The sequence below is a fragment of the Pseudomonas sp. SMV7 genome (assembly GCF_052041995.1).
GTDB lineage: Bacteria > Pseudomonadota > Gammaproteobacteria > Pseudomonadales > Pseudomonadaceae > Aquipseudomonas.
The window spans coordinates 209,598-225,026 of sequence record NZ_JBKGGT010000008.1; the positions used below are offsets into that span (position 1 = coordinate 209,598).

Below are 15,429 nucleotides of genomic sequence, written 5' to 3' on the forward strand. Positions count from 1 at the left end.
AATGAATCGGGCCTGTCGGCAAGCTGGCGAGTGGCACGGACCACTCGCCTAATCATCTTGTTATGCGCCGACCACGATCGGCTTCGCCAAATTGGGGCGCAGGGTGTCACCAGCAGATGCTGGCGCGACACCGGCCTCGAACTCGGACCGGAAGTATTTGATGGCACTGCCCAGCGGCTCGACGGCACCCGGTGCGTGAGCACAGAAGGTGCGGCCTGGGCCGAGGAAGTTGACCAGGCCCAGCAGCGTCTCGATGTCTTCGGCGCGGCCCTGGCCTTTTTCCAGTGCGCGCAGCATCTTCACGCTCCACGGCAGGCCGTCACGGCAGGGCGTGCACCAGCCGCACGACTCGCGGGCGAAGAACTCCTCCATGTTGCGCAGCAGCGAAACCATGTTGATGCTGTCGTCCACCGCCATGGCCAGGCCGGTACCCATGCGGGTGCCGACCTTGGCGATGCCGCCGGCGTACATCTGCGCGTCGAGGTGCTCGGGCAGCAGGAAGCCGGTACCAGCGCCGCCTGGCTGCCAGCACTTGAGCTTGAAGCCGTCGCGCATGCCGCCGGCGTAGTCTTCGAACAGCTCGCGGGCGGTGACGCCGAACGGCAGTTCCCACAGGCCCGGGTTCTTCACCTTGCCGGAGAAGCCCATCAGCTTGGTGCCGTGGTCTTCGCTGCCTTCGCGGGCCAGCGACTTGTACCAGTCGTTGCCGTTGGCGACGATGGCCGGCACGTTGCACAGGGTTTCGACGTTGTTGACGCAGGTCGGCTTGCCCCACACGCCCACGGCGGCAGGGAAGGGCGGCTTCGAGCGCGGGTTGGCGCGGCGGCCTTCCAGCGAGTTGATCAGCGCGGTTTCTTCACCGCAGATGTAGCGGCCGGCACCGGTGTGCACGAACAGCTCGAAATCGAAGCCGCTGCCGAGGATGTTCTCGCCCAGCAGGCCGGCGGCCTTGGCTTCCTCGATGGCGCGGTTGAGGTGCTTGGCGGCGGTGGTGTATTCGCCGCGCAGGAAGATGTAGCCACGGTAGGCCTTCAGGGCGCGGGCGCTGATCAGCATGCCCTCGACCAGCAGATGGGGCTGTTGCTCCATCAGCATGCGGTCCTTCCAGGTGTTCGGCTCCATTTCGTCCGCGTTGCACAGCAGGTAGCGGATGTTCATGGATTCGTCTTTGGGCATCAGGCCCCACTTCACGCCAGTGGGGAAGCCTGCGCCGCCACGGCCCTTGAGGCCGGAGTCCTTGACGCTCTGCACGATGTCGTCGGCCGACATCTGCGCCAGCGCCTTGCGCGCCGCGGCATAGCCGTTCTTCGACTCGTACTCGGCCAGCCAGACCGGCTCGCCGTCGTCACGCAGGCGCCAGGTCAGCGGGTGGGTTTCGGCCGTGCGCGCGATGCGGTTGGCCGGGCCGAAGGAAGTAATGGTCATACGTAACCCTCCAGCAGTTTGGAAACGCCAGCCGGCTGCACGTCACCGAAGGTGTCGTCGTCGATCATCAGCGCCGGGGCCTTGTCGCAGTTGCCCAGGCAGCACACCGGCAGCAGGGTGAAGCGGCCGTCGGCGGTGGTCTGGCCGAGGCCGATGCCCAGTTCGCTCTGGATCTGGCTGACCACCGACTCATGGCCGCCGATGTAGCAGACCATGCTGTCGCATACGCGGATGATGTGGCGGCCGACCGGCTGACGGAAGATCTGGCTGTAGAAGGTGGCCACACCCTCGACGTCGCTGGCCGGGATGCCCAGTACTTCGCCGATGGCGTGGATGGCACCGTCCGGTACCCAGCCACGTTCCTTCTGGACGATCTTCAGGGCTTCGATGGACGCCGCGCGCGGGTCCTCGTAGTGATGCATTTCGTGCTCGATGGCCGAGCGCTCGGTTTCGCTCAGGGCGAAACGGTCTGTCTGGATAAGCGTGCTGTTCATGCTTAGCGGTCCACGTCAGCCATAACGAAGTCGATACTGCCCAGGTACGCGATGAGGTCGGCGACCATGCTGCCTTTGATCACCGAAGGGATCTGCTGCAGGTGCGGGTAGCTCGGGGTACGGATCCGGGTGCGGTAGCTCATGGTGCCGCCATCGCTCGTCAGGTAGTAACTGTTGATGCCCTTGGTCGCCTCGATCATCTGGAACGACTCGTTGGCCGGCATGACCGGGCCCCACGAGACTTGCAGGAAGTGCGTGATCAGGGTCTCGATGTGCTGCAGGGTGCGCTCTTTCGGCGGCGGCGTGGTCAGCGGGTGGTCCGCCTTGTACGGGCCTTCCGGCATGTTGCGCAGGCACTGGTCGATGATGCGGATACTCTGGCGCATCTCCTCGACACGGACCATGCAGCGATCGTAGGCATCGCCGTTGTGGGCCAGCGGTACTTCGAACTCGAAGTTCTCGTAGCCGGAGTAGGGGCGGGCCTTGCGCAGGTCGAAGTTGCAGCCGGTGGCACGCAGGCCGGCACCGGTAGTACCCCAGGCCAGGGCTTCCTTGGTGTTGTACGCGGCAACGCCGATGGTACGGCCCTTGAGGATGCTGTTCTGCAGGGCAGCCTTTTCGTACTCGTCGAGGCGTTTCGGCAGCCATTCGACGAAGTCCTTGACCAGCTTGTCCCAGCCGCGCGGCAGGTCGTGGGCGACGCCACCGATGCGGTACCAGGCCGGGTGCAGGCGGAAACCGGTGATCGCTTCGATCACGGTGTAGGCGCGCTGGCGGTCGGTGAAGGTGAAGAACACCGGGGTCATGGCGCCGACGTCCTGGATGTAGGTACCCAGGAACAGCAGGTGGCTGGTGATACGGAAGAACTCGGCCAGCATCACGCGGATGGTGTCGACCTTCTGTGGCACCTTGATGCCGGCCAGCTTCTCGACCGCGAGCACGTACGGCAGGTTGTTCATCACCCCGCCGAGGTAGTCGATACGGTCGGTGTAGGGGATGAAGCTGTGCCACGACTGGCGCTCGGCCATTTTCTCAGCGCCACGGTGGTGGTAGCCGATGTCCGGTACGCAGTCGACGATTTCTTCACCGTCCAGCTGCAGGACGATACGGAAGGCACCGTGCGCCGAAGGGTGGTTGGGGCCGAGGTTGAGGAACATGTAGTCCTCGTTGGCGCCCTGGCGCTTCATGCCCCAGGCTTCCGGGTTGAAGCGTGCCGATTCCTCTTCAAGCTGCTGCTTGGCCAGGGTCAGGCTGTAGGGATCGAACTCGGTGGCGCGGGCCGGGTAGTCCTTGCGCAGCGGGTGGCCTTCCCAGGTGGGCGGCATCATGATGCGGCTGAGGTGCGGGTGGCCGGCAAAGTCGATGCCGAACATGTCCCAGACTTCGCGCTCGTACCAGTTGGCGTTCGGCCAGATACCGGTCACGGTCGGCAGGTTCAGGTCGCCTTCGCTGAGCGCCACCTTGATCATCACATCGCTGTTACGCTCGATCGACAGCAGGTGGTAGAACACGCTGAAGTCGGCGGCTGGCAGGCCGCGGCGCTGGGTGCGCAGGCGTTCGTCGACGCCGTGCAGGTCGTACAGCATGCTGTACGGCTTGGCCACGCCGCGCAGGAAGCTGAGCACTTCCTTGAGCTGCTCGCGCTTGACCCACAGCACGGGCATGCCGGTGCGGGTTTCCTGGGCGACGAATGCTTCGGCGCCAAAACGGTTGTGCAGTTCGACGACCACATCCTGGTCGTCTGCCTTGTAGGGCGGAATGAAAATAGCGTTGTCCGCTGTCATGGTCTCGGTCGCTTTGGGTCAACGTTAAGAATGAAGCCAGGCCGCCGGCTCCAGGGGAGCGGGCGGCAGGTCGCTGGATCAGACTTCGTCGGGGCTGCGCAGGTTGGTTACGGCGATGCGCTGCTCACGACGCAGGTCCTTCTGGGCTGGCATCTCGGCACGGTAGATGCCTTGATCACCAACAACCCAGGAAAGCGGGCGTCGTTCTTGGCCGATCGACTCCTGCAGCAGCATCAAGCCTTGCAGGAAAGCCTCAGGGCGCGGCGGGCAGCCGGGCACATAGACGTCCACGGGGAGGAACTTGTCGACCCCCTGAACGACCGAGTAGATGTCGTACATGCCACCGGAGTTGGCACACGAACCCATGGAAATGACCCATTTCGGTTCGAGCATCTGCTCGTACAGGCGCTGGATGATCGGCGCCATTTTGACGAAACAGGTACCGGCGATGACCATGAAGTCGGCCTGGCGCGGCGAGGCCCGGATGACTTCGGCGCCGAAGCGGGCGATGTCGTGGGGTGCCGTGAAGGCCGTGGTCATTTCCACGTAGCAGCAGGACAGGCCGAAGTTGTACGGCCAGAGGGAGTTCTTGCGACCCCAGTTGACCGCGCCACGCAGCACATCTTCGAGCTTGCCCATGAAGATGTTCTTGTGGACCTGGTCCTCCAGCAGTTGATCGGTGACGGTTTCCCGTTCACCGACCGGGTACTGCTCGTTGGGCGCATCCGGATCGATTCTGGTGAGATTGTATTGCATGCCAAAGCCTCATTGTTTCAGCTTCGCTTGCCGCTTGCGGCGACCTTCGGGAGCCCAATCAAGTGCCCCGACGCGCCAAAGGTAGACAAGACCTGCCAACAGAATTGCTATGAAAACGAGTGCTTCGACGAATCCGGTCCAGCCGCTTTCGCGGACGGACACAGACCATGCAAAGAGAAAGAGGGCTTCGATATCGAAGATCACGAACAGCATCGCGACCAGATAGAATTTGGCGGACAGGCGCAGGCGGGCGCTGCCGACGGGCAGCATGCCGGATTCGAAGGGTTCGTTCTTGGCGCGGCCCCAGGCCTTGCTGCCGAGCAGGCTGGACAGGCCGAGCATGAAGGCGCACAGGCCGACGACACCCAGGAGGAAGATGGCAAAGCCCCAGTTGTGGGCGATGAGTCCTGCCGAATCGGACATGCTAGAAATCCTTATACAGAGACCCAGCTCTGCAGTCTGAAATAAGTGTAGAGCGGCGACCTGGTGTCGCACGTGCAGTGACCAAATGTCGCAGCTGAATCAATCGGGCTGATTTTATGGGTAAACCCGGTGCAAGTAAAATTTCTGTCGCAAATTTATTCGTAGGATTAAGTACAAAACCCGCGCGTAACCGGCTGAAAGCCTTGAGGTTAGGGCATTGCATGCGGTTTTGTTAATTATGTTTCTTGGCGCTGGTAACGAAGGACAAACTTCGAAATGATAATTGATATCATTTGAACTGATCCCTGATAATTCGGCTGTTCTGCACCTTGAAAAGTTCATCTGGCGGTTGCCCCTACTTGCAAACGCGAAAAACGCCTGTTCTAGCAACTTCCGACACCGCTCGCACCGCTCTGGGTCAATACTTTGCCGATTGGCCGATGACTGGCTGACGAGGCGATTGCCCACTGGCCGAGCCAGTAGGTGAGGATGATCAGGTACGGTGCGGCAGCGAACGGGCTGACGAAGCGGTCGATGCCGATCAGGCTGTCGGAGAACACGAACAGGCCAGCCCCCAGCGCGGCCAGGCCACCAAGGGCCAGGGCGCGCCAGAGCATGGCGCTGATGGCCAGGGCGTACACTGCGACCGGGATTAGCAATGCGCCGAGGCCGTGGCTGGCGAGCACGCCGAACAGGGTGATGCCGGTGAGGGCGCTGAACAGGAATGCGGGCAGGGCGGGGCGCAAGGTTTGGCCGCAATAGGCCCGCAGGTAGGCCAGGTGGGCACAAAGGAATGCGACCAGGCCGAACACGAACAGGTCGGCGGGGGTGGCCAGCAGGATGTCGCCGAGTACCGAGAAGGCCAGGCCGAGGGTGATCCAGCGGCGATAAGGTGTGGCATGGGCGCTGCGCAGCCAAGCGATCAGGGTCAGTACCGGGATGGGTTTGGTCAGCCAGGCGAGCAGGGTGTTGTCGCTGGCCAGTGCATATATGTAGAGGGCCGCAGCGGCCAAGGCGAGAATGGTCAGGTGGCTTGGACGAGGCATGGGTGGTCCCTTGCGGCTGGGCTGCCACAAGCATAGACCTGATCCCGGGTTTTGCTTTGGCCTGTACCGGCCCTTTCGCGGGCATGCCCGCTCCCACAGGATCACCGCAGTCTTCAGTAATTGCGCAGTACTTGTGGGAGCGGGCGCGCCCGCGAAGAGGCCCGCCCAGGCATTCGGGAAATTCCTGCGGACACAACAATGACCACAGAAGACAACCAATTCACCGTCGACAAAAACACCTTCTACCAAGGCGAAAACGGCACCCGTCCACTGTTTCGCAACGAGCCAGGCATTCCCTGTCGCAACGCCCGCGAGCAATCTTCAGAACTGATGGGCTATATACGCGAACTGACCATCACCGGCCTGATGGATGAGAAGCCGATGATGATCTGGGCCGCCCACTATTTGAGCGCGATGGCCAAGGCGCTGATGGATGCAGAGCTGGGCATGAAGCACTGAGGTGCTACCGGCAGGGTGATTTCTCCTGTGGGAGCGGCCTTGCGTCGCGATTGGGGTGCGAAGCGCCCCCGGGATCGGTATATCGTCGCAAGATTGCCGGGGCCGCTCTGCGGTCCATTCGCGACACAAGGCCGCCCCACATGTTTGGCTAGCCTGTTGCCCGCCAGTACACGCAAAAACAAAGGCCCGGGGCTTTCACAAGCCCCGGGCCTTCCTTCAACCGCAACCCACTATCAGTGGAACTGCTCTTCCTCGGTCGAACCGGTCAGTGCAGTCACCGACGATGCCCCACCCTGGATAACGGTGGTCATGTCATCGAAGTAACCAGTACCCACTTCCTGCTGGTGCGCCACGAAGGTGTAGCCTTTGCTGGCATCGGCGAATTCCTGCTCCTGCAGCTTCACGTAGGCGGTCATGTCGTTGCGGGCGTAATCGTGCGCCAGGTTGAACATGCCATGCCACATGTTGTGAATGCCGGCCAGGGTGATGAACTGGTGCTTGTAGCCCATCGCCGACAGCTCGCGCTGGAACTTGGCGATGGTCGCGTCGTCCAGGTTCTTCTTCCAGTTGAAGGAAGGCGAGCAGTTGTACGACAGGATCTGGTCCGGGTATTCCTTCTTGATCGCTTCGGCGAAGCGGCGGGCTTCGTCCAGGTCCGGCTTGGCGGTTTCACACCAGATCAGGTCGGCGTACGGGGCGTAGGCCAGGCCGCGGGCGATGGCCTGGTCCAGGCCGGCGCGTACCTTGTAGAAGCCTTCACGGGTGCGCTCGCCCACCACGAATGGCTGGTCGTACGGGTCGCAGTCGCTGGTCAGCAGGTCGGCGGCGTTGGCGTCGGTACGGGCCAGAATGATCGTCGGTACGCCCGATACGTCAGCGGCCAGACGCGCGGCCACCAGCTTCTGCACGGCTTCCTGGGTCGGTACCAGCACCTTGCCACCCATGTGGCCGCACTTCTTCACCGAGGCCAGCTGGTCTTCGAAGTGCACGCCGGCGGCGCCCGCTTCGATCATGTTTTTCATCAGCTCGTAGGCGTTCAGCACGCCGCCGAAACCGGCTTCGGCGTCCGCCACGATCGGCGCGAAGTAGTCGATGTAGCCGTCGTCGCCCGGGTTCTTGCCGGCTTTCCACTGAATCTGGTCGGCGCGACGGAAGGCGTTGTTGATGCGCTTGACCACGGTCGGCACCGAGTCGACCGGGTACAGCGACTGGTCAGGGTACATCGACTCGGCCGAGTTGTTGTCGGCGGCAACCTGCCAGCCCGACAGGTAGATGGCCTGGATGCCAGCCTTGACCTGCTGCACTGCCTGGCCGCCGGTCAGGGCGCCCATGCAGTTGACGAAATCTTTTTCTGGGCGGAAGGACGGGTGGGCACCTTCGGTGACCAGCTTCCACAGTTTTTCTGCACCCAGGCGGGCCAGGGTGTGCTCCGGCTGCAGGGAGCCACGCAGGCGAACGACATCAGCGGCGGTGTAGGTACGGGTCACGCCTTTCCAGCGCGGGTTCTCGGCCCAGTCTTTCTCGAGGGCTGCAATTTGCTGTTCGCGTGTCAGTGCCATGGAAATAAACCTCGTCGCATCGATCTTGGGGTAATTGTGCTGATGCTCGGGGCCGATCAGGGACGCTGGCGGCTGTCCTGTTCGTGGAAGTGCGGCGGCGAACGCGAAGGCTCGAAGGGAAAGGGGATGCAGGCCAGGCGCAAGGAACTCCGGCAGGTCGGCTCGTGGTTGCCTTGCTGCGGTGCTACGCGATTGCCAGTACTGCGGTGATGCGCTTCCGTCCCTCGGGACAACTTCTTCGTTGCAGTCGCAATCCCGTCGAACCGCCTTGTGGGCCGTATAGACACGAGGCGCCTCCAGGGGTGGGAGGAGCGCGCCTCGAAGGCCCTTGCCAGGGCCCCTGATTAGCGGGAGCGAGGCCATCATGCCCTTGGCAAAAAGACCCTGTCAAATGTTTTGTAGTGGTTTTTTGTGCTTACTACATCTTTGGTCTAATGCGACTCGGCAGTCAGTTTCAAGGCCTTTGGTCGAGGCCTTGAGTTGCCTGGGATCAGTCGACAAGGTCGACTTTGACCCGCAAAGTCATGTTTTCACCGCGCTGGGTGCTGTAACTGTGGCTGGATGCACTGCGCTCGGCCTGGCTCTGCTGGTTGAACCCGGCCAGGGTGATCCATTCACCCAGCCTGCCGGTGACCGTCGTGTCGGTGCTTTGCACTTTCACTACATCGGCACGTTCCTGGCTGATGCGGTCATTATTGGTGCTTATTTGCAGACGAACCGTATCGCCGCTCAGGCTCGGGGTGACGTAGAAACCCTGGGTCACGTTGCGGTATTCGGTGTTGCTCTGCAGGCGTCCGTAGCTGTCGGTGCTGGTGCTGGTAACCGGGATGCTCTGGCCAACCTGGATCAGTGCCGGCTGGCCTTCGCTGGCCTGAACCTGTTGCATGCCGCCGTCGCGGTTGCTGGTGCCGTAGTGAATGACGTGCACGTTGCCGCGGTTGTCCTGGAAGTTGCTGTCATTGTTGTCGACGCTGATCAGCAGGCGCCTGGGGGCAGTGTCCAGTTGTTGCAGCAGGGCGCGCAGGTCGTCGATGCGCTCGGCGCTGGCGTTGACGATCAGCTTGTTCTCGAAGGCAGTGACGCTGCCGTCCTTGCCGATGAACGCCTGCGCTGCCGGCAGCAGTTCGGCGCTGCTGCGGTGTTGCAGTGGCACGACCTCGGTGGCGGCGTGGACGGTAAGGCTGGTGGCCAGCAGCAGCGAGGCGAAAAGCGGGCGTAGCGGCATGGGGATGGTCTCCGCGGGTGGAATCAACATGATGGCAAATTTGTAGCGCTTGTGCCGGGTCCAGGTCACAAGTTGGCGTTCATGCAGCTGAACCTTGGCGCTGGTCGGGCAGTCGCAATGTCAGGAAAGGCGGGGGGCTGATCGCATGAAGCGCCATGTCGTCATGCTGATGATGATCTTCAGTTGTGCCGTGTCGGCGCAAGCGGACACGCTGCGCATCAAGCAACTGCAGCGTTGCGGCGACCTGTTGGGTGAAGCTGAACAGCAATGGTGCGTGCGAGCCGAGGGCCTGGGGGCCGGTGTACCGATTGTCCGGCTCGGCGGGGCGCAACTTGAGCAGGCTGGCATCGAGCGGCATGGCGACACGCTGAGGCTGACCCTGGCCAAGGATGAGCAACGCAGCGCGCCGCTGTGGCTGCAGGACGGTGAGCGCACCAGCAACGCCGTCTGGCTGACCCGTCAGCGCAGCCATGTTGTTGCCGCAGGGCCTGGCGAAGTGGCGAAGAACATGGATGGCCTGACCACCTACCTCGACCTGGTCAGCCTGTTGATCGAAGAAAAACACGATGGCGCCGCCGAAGCCCGGCGTATTGCCGACAAGTACGGTGCCCAGGTGGTCGGTGCCATCCCGCCGCTCAATGTTTACCAGTTGCGCCTGCCGGTGCGTGACCTGGTGCAACGCGACGCGCTGGTCCTGCGCATCGGCACCGAGGTCAGCGTGGATGCCGTGATCGTCGAGGAGTCCGCACCCGAACGTGGCGAGGAGGGCGAAGGCAGCGGCCAGCCGGCCATCGACCAGGCAGACGAATGGGCCGCCAACCGTTTCATGGATGCGTTGTACTTCTACCAGCGACGCATCCCTGCTTCCGGGATGCCGGTGCAGCCAATACGGGTGGGCGTGATCGAGCGCGAGGTGGACTTCGACGCACCGCCATTCAGCGTTTACCGGGGTGCTTGCGACAAGGGTCAGACCTGCCTGTATGGCCCCGACGGCGATCGCCCGGGTAGCCATGGCAGCCACGTGGCCGGCATCCTGGCGGCCCGGGGGCAAGGCTTCCTGCCCGGGCTGGGCCGACACAGTCCGGGCTTCGAGGTGATTGTCGGGCGCAACTCGGATGCCGGGATCACCGCCAATATCGCTGCCTCGGTGAACCTGGTCGAAGACGGCGTGCGGGTGTTGAACTGGAGCTGGGGCATCCACCGGGTCGGGGCGAAGAACGTGCAGGGGGATGAGGTCGAATCCCTGGTGCGCTCCGGGCTGGCGATGAGTGGCTATGAAGAGTTGCTCGAAGAATTCTTCCTCTGGCTGCGGGCCAGGCATCCCGATGTGCTGGTGGTGAACTCGGCCGGCAATGGGGCGTCCTGGTCGGGCACCGATGAATATCGGCTGCCTTCCTCGTTCATCACCGAGCAGCTGCTGGTAGTGGGCGGGCATCAGCGCAGTGACCAGGCGGTGCCGGTCGAAGACCCTCGGCATGTCCGCAAGCGCCACAGCTCGAACATCGACATGCGCGTGGATATCAGCGCTGCCGCGTGCATTCGCCCGGCCGCCGCGGATCGGCCGCACTGCGGCACGTCATACGCCACACCGCTGGTCACGGCCACCGTGGCGACCATGCTGGCGATCAACCCGGCGCTGACCCCGCAACAGGTGCGCATGTTGTTGCGGCGCAGCGCCCTGACCCTGGGCAGCGAACAGGATTTCGAGGCCATGGATGCCGAAGACCTGACCGCGCCGATACTGCCGTCGGAGCGCGGCGGGCGGCTGGACCACCCGGACCTGGGGCGCTCGGCACGCCTGGACATGCAGCGGGCACTGGACCTGGCCATACAAAGCCGGGACCGGGTGCGCTGAACGGTGGCTGCTGGCAGACAAATTCCGTAACATCGCGCCCCTCGTTTTTCCCGTCCGCCCCGGACTGCACCACAGGATCCTCATGAAACCCGCCCGACTCCGCGCCGACCTGCTCGCCGGCCTGACCACTTCGTTCGCCTTGGTGCCCGAATGCATCGCGTTCGCCCTGGTGGCCCATCTCAACCCGCTGATGGGCCTGTACGGGGCGTTCGTCATCTGCACCCTGACGGCGCTGTTTGGCGGTCGGCCGGGGATGATTTCCGGCGCGGCCGGCTCGATGGCGGTGGTGATCGTCGCCCTGGTGGTGCAGCACGGCGTGCAGTACCTGTTGGCGACGGTGCTGTTGGGTGGCGCGGTGATGATCCTGTTCGGCTTGCTGCGCCTGGGCAAGCTGGTGCGCCTGGTGCCGTACCCGGTGATGCTCGGTTTCGTCAACGGCCTGGCGATCGTCATCGCCCTGGCCCAGCTCGAACACTTCAAGCAAGCTGGGCAATGGCTCCGTGGCACTCCACTGTACCTGATGGTTGGGCTGGTAGCGCTGACCATGCTGGTGGTCTATCTGTTGCCAAAGCTGACCCGCGCGGTGCCGCCGGCGCTGGTGGCGATCCTTGGCGTCGGCTTGCTGGTGTACCTGCTCGGCCTGCCCACACGCACCCTGGGCGACATGGCGCAGGTTGCCGGTGGCCTGCCGCAGCTGGCCCTGCCGGATGTACCGTGGAACCTGGCAACCCTGAAGATCGTCGCGCCCTATGCGCTGCTGATGGCCATGGTCGGCCTGCTGGAAACCCTGCTTACCCTCAACCTGACCGATGAAATCACCGAAAGTCGCGGCTTCCCGGACCGCGAATGCGTGGCCCTTGGTGCGGCCAACATGGTGTCCGGCCTGTGCGGCGGCATGGGCGGTTGCGCGATGATCGGCCAGACGGTGATCAACCTCAGCTCCAATGGCCGTGGGCGGCTATCGGGGGTGGTGGCCGGGGGCATGGTCCTGCTGTTCGTACTGTTCCTGGCCCCGCTGATCGAACGCATTCCGCTGGCAGCGCTGGTCGGGGTGATGTTCGTGGTGGCGCAGCAGACCTTCGCCTGGGCGTCGCTGCGGGTGTTGCACAAGGTACCGCTGAACGATGTGCTGGCGATCATTGCGGTAACCGTGGTCACGGTGTTCACCGACCTGGCGGTGGCGGTGTTGTTCGGCATCATCATCGCCGCGCTGAACTTTGCCTGGCAGCATGCCCGGGAGCTGTATGCCGACAGCCACGAAGACGGCGAGGGGGGCAAGCATTACCGGCTGCATGGCACGCTGTTCTTTGCCTCGACCACCGCGTTCCTCGAACAGTTCGACGCCGCCAACGACCCGGCCCGGGTCACGCTGGACTGCCAGCATTTGAGCTTTGTCGACTATTCGGCAATTGCGGCTTTGCAGACCTTGCGCGAGCGTTATGCCAAGGCGGGCAAGCATGTGCGTGTGGTGCATTTGTCGGAGCGCTGCAAGAAGCTGTTGAAGCGGGCGGGGGAGCAGCATTGAGAAGGGTTGTTGCCTGCGCTGGCCTCTTCGCGGGCGCGCCCGCTCCCACAGGGATTGCATAACCCTTGAACTGTGCCCCTGAGGTTGGCTTTTTTGTCCAACATCAGGGGCGCACCTCACCCTTGTGGGAGCGGGCATGCCCGCGAAGAGGCCGGTGCAAGAGAAGGACTTATTCCCCGCGGTTCTTCTTCACGATGGCATCGGCAATGCTTGCCGGCGCCTCGGCATAGCGGGTGAACTCCATCGAGAAGCTCGCCCGGCCCTGGGTCATCGAGCGCATCGAGGTGGCGTAGCCGAACATCTCGCCCAGCGGCACCTCGGCACGGATCACCTTGCCGGCTGGCGTTTCGTCACCGTCCTGGATCATCCCGCGGCGCCGGCTCAGGTCGCCGAGGATGTCACCCTGGTACTCCTCCGGCGTGACCACCTCGACTTTCATCACCGGCTCCAGCAACACCGCGCCGCCTTTCTGCGACAACTGTTTGGTGGCCATCGAGGCCGCGATCTTGTAGGCCATTTCGTTGGAGTCGACATCGTGGTACGAGCCGTCGTACACCGCCGCCTTCAGGTTGATCAGCGGGTAGCCGGCGAGCACGCCGTTCTTCATCTGCTCTTCGATACCCTTCTGGATCGCCGGGATGTACTCGCGCGGCACCACGCCACCGACGATCTCGTTGATGAATTCCAGGCCTTCCTTGCCCTCGTCGCCGGGGGCGAAGCGGATCCAGCAGTGACCGTACTGGCCACGGCCACCGGACTGGCGGACGAAGCGGCCCTCGATCTCGCAGGTGTTGCGGATCTTCTCGCGGTAGGCCACCTGTGGTTTGCCGATATTGGCCTCGACGTTGAACTCGCGGCGCATGCGGTCGACGATGATGTCCAGGTGCAGCTCACCCATGCCCGAGATGATGGTCTGGCCGGTCTCTTCGTCGGTGCGCACGCGGAATGACGGGTCTTCCTGGGCCAGCTTGCCCAGGGCGATGCCCATTTTTTCCTGGTCGGCCTTGGTCTTGGGTTCCACGGCCACGGAAATCACCGGGTCGGGGAAGTCCATGCGCTCGAGGATGATCGGCTTGTCCATGTCGCACAGGGTATCGCCGGTGGTCACGTCCTTCATGCCGATCAGCGCGGCGATGTCGCCAGCGCACACATCCTTGATTTCTGCCCGCTGGTTGGCATGCATCTGCACCATGCGGCCGATGCGTTCCTTCTTGCCCTTGACCGAATTGAGCACCGCGTTGCCGGAGCTGAGCACGCCGGAATAGACCCGGGCGAAGGTCAGGGTGCCGACGAACGGGTCGGTGGCGATCTTGAAGGCCAGGGCCGAGAATGGCTCGCTGTCGTCGGCGTGACGCTCCAGGTGCTTGCCTTCGTCGTCCGGGTCGGTGCCCTTGATGGCGGGGATTTCCGACGGCGCAGGCAGATAGTCGATGACCGCGTCGAGCATCAGCGGCACGCCCTTGTTCTTGAACGACGAGCCGAGGATGGTCGGCACGATTTCGTTGTTCAGGGTGCGTTTGCGCAGGCCGGCCTTGATCTCTTCGGTGCTCAGTTCTTCGCCTTCGAGAAACTTGCCGAGCAGCTCGTCATCGGCCTCGGCTGCCGCTTCGACCATATGCGCCCGCCATTCATCGGCCAGCGCCTGCAGTTCGGCGGGGATGGCTTCTTCGCGATAACTGGTGCCCTGGTCGGCGTCGTTCCAGTAGATGGCCTTCATCTTCACCAGGTCGATCTGGCCCTGGAAGTTTTCCTCGCTGCCGATGGCCAGCTGGATCGGTACCGGGTGGTGGCCCAGGCGCTGGTCGATCTGCTTGACCACGCGCAGGAAGTCGGCACCCTGGCGGTCCATCTTGTTGACATAGGCCAGGCGCGGCACGTGGTACTTGTTGGCCTGGCGCCACACCGTCTCGGACTGTGGCTCGACCCCGTCGGCGCCGCTGAATACCACCACCGCGCCATCCAGTACGCGTAGCGAGCGCTCCACCTCGATGGTGAAGTCGACGTGGCCCGGGGTGTCGATGATATTGAAGCGGTACTTGTGGGCGAACTGCTTGGTCGAGCCCTGCCAGAACGCGGTGGTCGCCGCCGAGGTGATGGTGATGCCGCGTTCCTGTTCCTGGGCCATCCAGTCCATGGTCGCGGCGCCATCGTGCACCTCGCCCATCTTGTGGTTGACCCCGGTGTAGAACAGGATCCGCTCGGTGGTCGTGGTCTTGCCAGCATCCACGTGGGCGACGATGCCGATGTTGCGGTACAGCTCGATGGGTGTTGTGCGGGCCATGGCGGACTACCTGCGAATGGTCGGATTCCACCACGTTAGCAGACCGGCAGAATCCTGCCGTGCCGCCGGGCTGTCAGTCAGCCTGGGCCAGCAGCAGCCATTGGCCATCTTCTTCGCGCGCCAGGCCGCTGGCCGGCAGCAGGGCCAGCAGGCGGCTGTGCAGGGCGGCTTCGGTAAAGGTCTTGAGCGTGGTCAGGTCCAGGTTGCCGACCAGGTTCAGGTCAGCCTTGGTGTACGACAACCAGGCCTTTTTCAGTACCAGGGCAACGTCGCTGGCCGCCGTGCTGGCGAAGCGGCGGTGCCACGGGCGGCCGTCGAAAGTGAAGGTGTGGGTGTGGCTGTAGCTGCTCTGCTCGCCACCTTCGGCGCAGCGGTGGCAGCGGCACGGGCCTTCGCCGAAGGCATTGCGCAGGTAGCTGTTGAAATCCACCACAGGCTTGAGGGACAGGCGTTTGTCGACTTCGAACAGGTCGGCGATCAAGGGTTCTTCGGCGCTCACTCGGGGATCCTCGTGTAGGTGGCGTGCATCGGCGGGCACCCTAACAGATCGGGCCTTTCAGATCATCTTTTGCAGGCCTGGCCTCTTCGCGGGGGCGC

13 protein-coding genes are annotated in these 15,429 nt (G+C 63.3%); 3 read left to right on the forward strand and 10 right to left on the reverse strand.

The features are described 5' to 3' along the window. Positions 1-60 precede the first annotated feature (60 nt). The 6 genes from nuoF to ACLEJP_RS12755 form a co-directional block, all read right to left on the reverse strand. Positions 61-1,425: an NADH-quinone oxidoreductase subunit NuoF gene (gene nuoF, locus ACLEJP_RS12730; RefSeq protein ID WP_440806859.1), complete on the reverse strand. Its 1,365-nt coding sequence runs from the start codon at positions 1,423-1,425 to the stop codon at positions 61-63. Then, complete coding sequence (nuoE, locus tag ACLEJP_RS12735) at positions 1,422-1,919, reverse strand: NADH-quinone oxidoreductase subunit NuoE (protein WP_003251433.1); 498 nt, start codon at positions 1,917-1,919, stop codon at positions 1,422-1,424. Before nuoE ends, nuoF begins: the two co-directional genes overlap by 4 nt. Before the next feature lie 2 nt (positions 1,920-1,921). After that, positions 1,922-3,703 carry an NADH-quinone oxidoreductase subunit C/D gene (gene nuoC / locus ACLEJP_RS12740; protein WP_406819347.1) on the reverse strand — a complete coding sequence of 594 codons (1,782 nt, stop codon included), beginning with the start codon at positions 3,701-3,703 and terminating at the stop codon, positions 1,922-1,924. A gap of 78 nt (positions 3,704-3,781) precedes the next feature. Continuing rightward, complete coding sequence (locus tag ACLEJP_RS12745) at positions 3,782-4,459, reverse strand: NuoB/complex I 20 kDa subunit family protein (protein WP_003251429.1); 678 nt, start codon at positions 4,457-4,459, stop codon at positions 3,782-3,784. 9 nt (positions 4,460-4,468) lie between these two features. Then, positions 4,469-4,882, reverse strand: coding sequence for an NADH-quinone oxidoreductase subunit A (locus tag ACLEJP_RS12750; protein ID WP_003251427.1), 414 nt, complete (start codon positions 4,880-4,882; stop codon positions 4,469-4,471). A gap of 383 nt (positions 4,883-5,265) precedes the next feature. Beyond that, positions 5,266-5,928 carry a lysoplasmalogenase gene (locus ACLEJP_RS12755; protein WP_440806861.1) on the reverse strand — a complete coding sequence of 221 codons (663 nt, stop codon included), beginning with the start codon at positions 5,926-5,928 and terminating at the stop codon, positions 5,266-5,268. A gap of 198 nt (positions 5,929-6,126) precedes the next feature. Here ACLEJP_RS12755 and ACLEJP_RS12760 point away from each other — a divergent pair, with 198 nt between their 5' ends. After that, on the forward strand, positions 6,127-6,387 hold the full coding sequence (locus ACLEJP_RS12760; RefSeq protein WP_440806863.1) for a DUF3077 domain-containing protein: 261 nt from the start codon (positions 6,127-6,129) through the stop codon (positions 6,385-6,387). 233 nt (positions 6,388-6,620) lie between these two features. Here the strand turns inward: ACLEJP_RS12760 and aceA are convergent, their stop codons facing one another. After that, positions 6,621-7,946 (reverse strand): isocitrate lyase, encoded by a 1,326-nt coding sequence (gene aceA, locus ACLEJP_RS12765; RefSeq protein ID WP_170030726.1) that lies wholly within the window; start codon positions 7,944-7,946, stop codon positions 6,621-6,623. A 490-nt stretch (positions 7,947-8,436) separates the two neighbouring features. Next, positions 8,437-9,171 (reverse strand): secretin N-terminal domain-containing protein, encoded by a 735-nt coding sequence (locus tag ACLEJP_RS12770; protein ID WP_440806866.1) that lies wholly within the window; start codon positions 9,169-9,171, stop codon positions 8,437-8,439. A gap of 145 nt (positions 9,172-9,316) precedes the next feature. Here ACLEJP_RS12770 and ACLEJP_RS12775 point away from each other — a divergent pair, with 145 nt between their 5' ends. After that, entirely contained in the window at positions 9,317-11,026 is a 1,710-nt protein-coding gene (locus ACLEJP_RS12775) for a S8/S53 family peptidase (protein ID WP_440806868.1), read from the forward strand. A gap of 82 nt (positions 11,027-11,108) precedes the next feature. Continuing rightward, on the forward strand, positions 11,109-12,551 hold the full coding sequence (locus tag ACLEJP_RS12780) for a SulP family inorganic anion transporter (RefSeq protein ID WP_440806871.1): 1,443 nt from the start codon (positions 11,109-11,111) through the stop codon (positions 12,549-12,551). Positions 12,552-12,720: 169 nt separating this feature from the next. Here the strand turns inward: ACLEJP_RS12780 and fusA are convergent, their stop codons facing one another. Next, on the reverse strand, positions 12,721-14,832 hold the full coding sequence (gene fusA, locus ACLEJP_RS12785) for an elongation factor G (RefSeq protein WP_440806874.1): 2,112 nt from the start codon (positions 14,830-14,832) through the stop codon (positions 12,721-12,723). A 73-nt stretch (positions 14,833-14,905) separates the two neighbouring features. Next, the gene (locus ACLEJP_RS12790) at positions 14,906-15,331 is read right to left on the reverse strand and encodes a hypothetical protein (RefSeq protein ID WP_440806875.1); all 426 of its coding nucleotides are present in this window, start codon (positions 15,329-15,331) and stop codon (positions 14,906-14,908) included. Positions 15,332-15,429 lie beyond the last annotated feature (98 nt).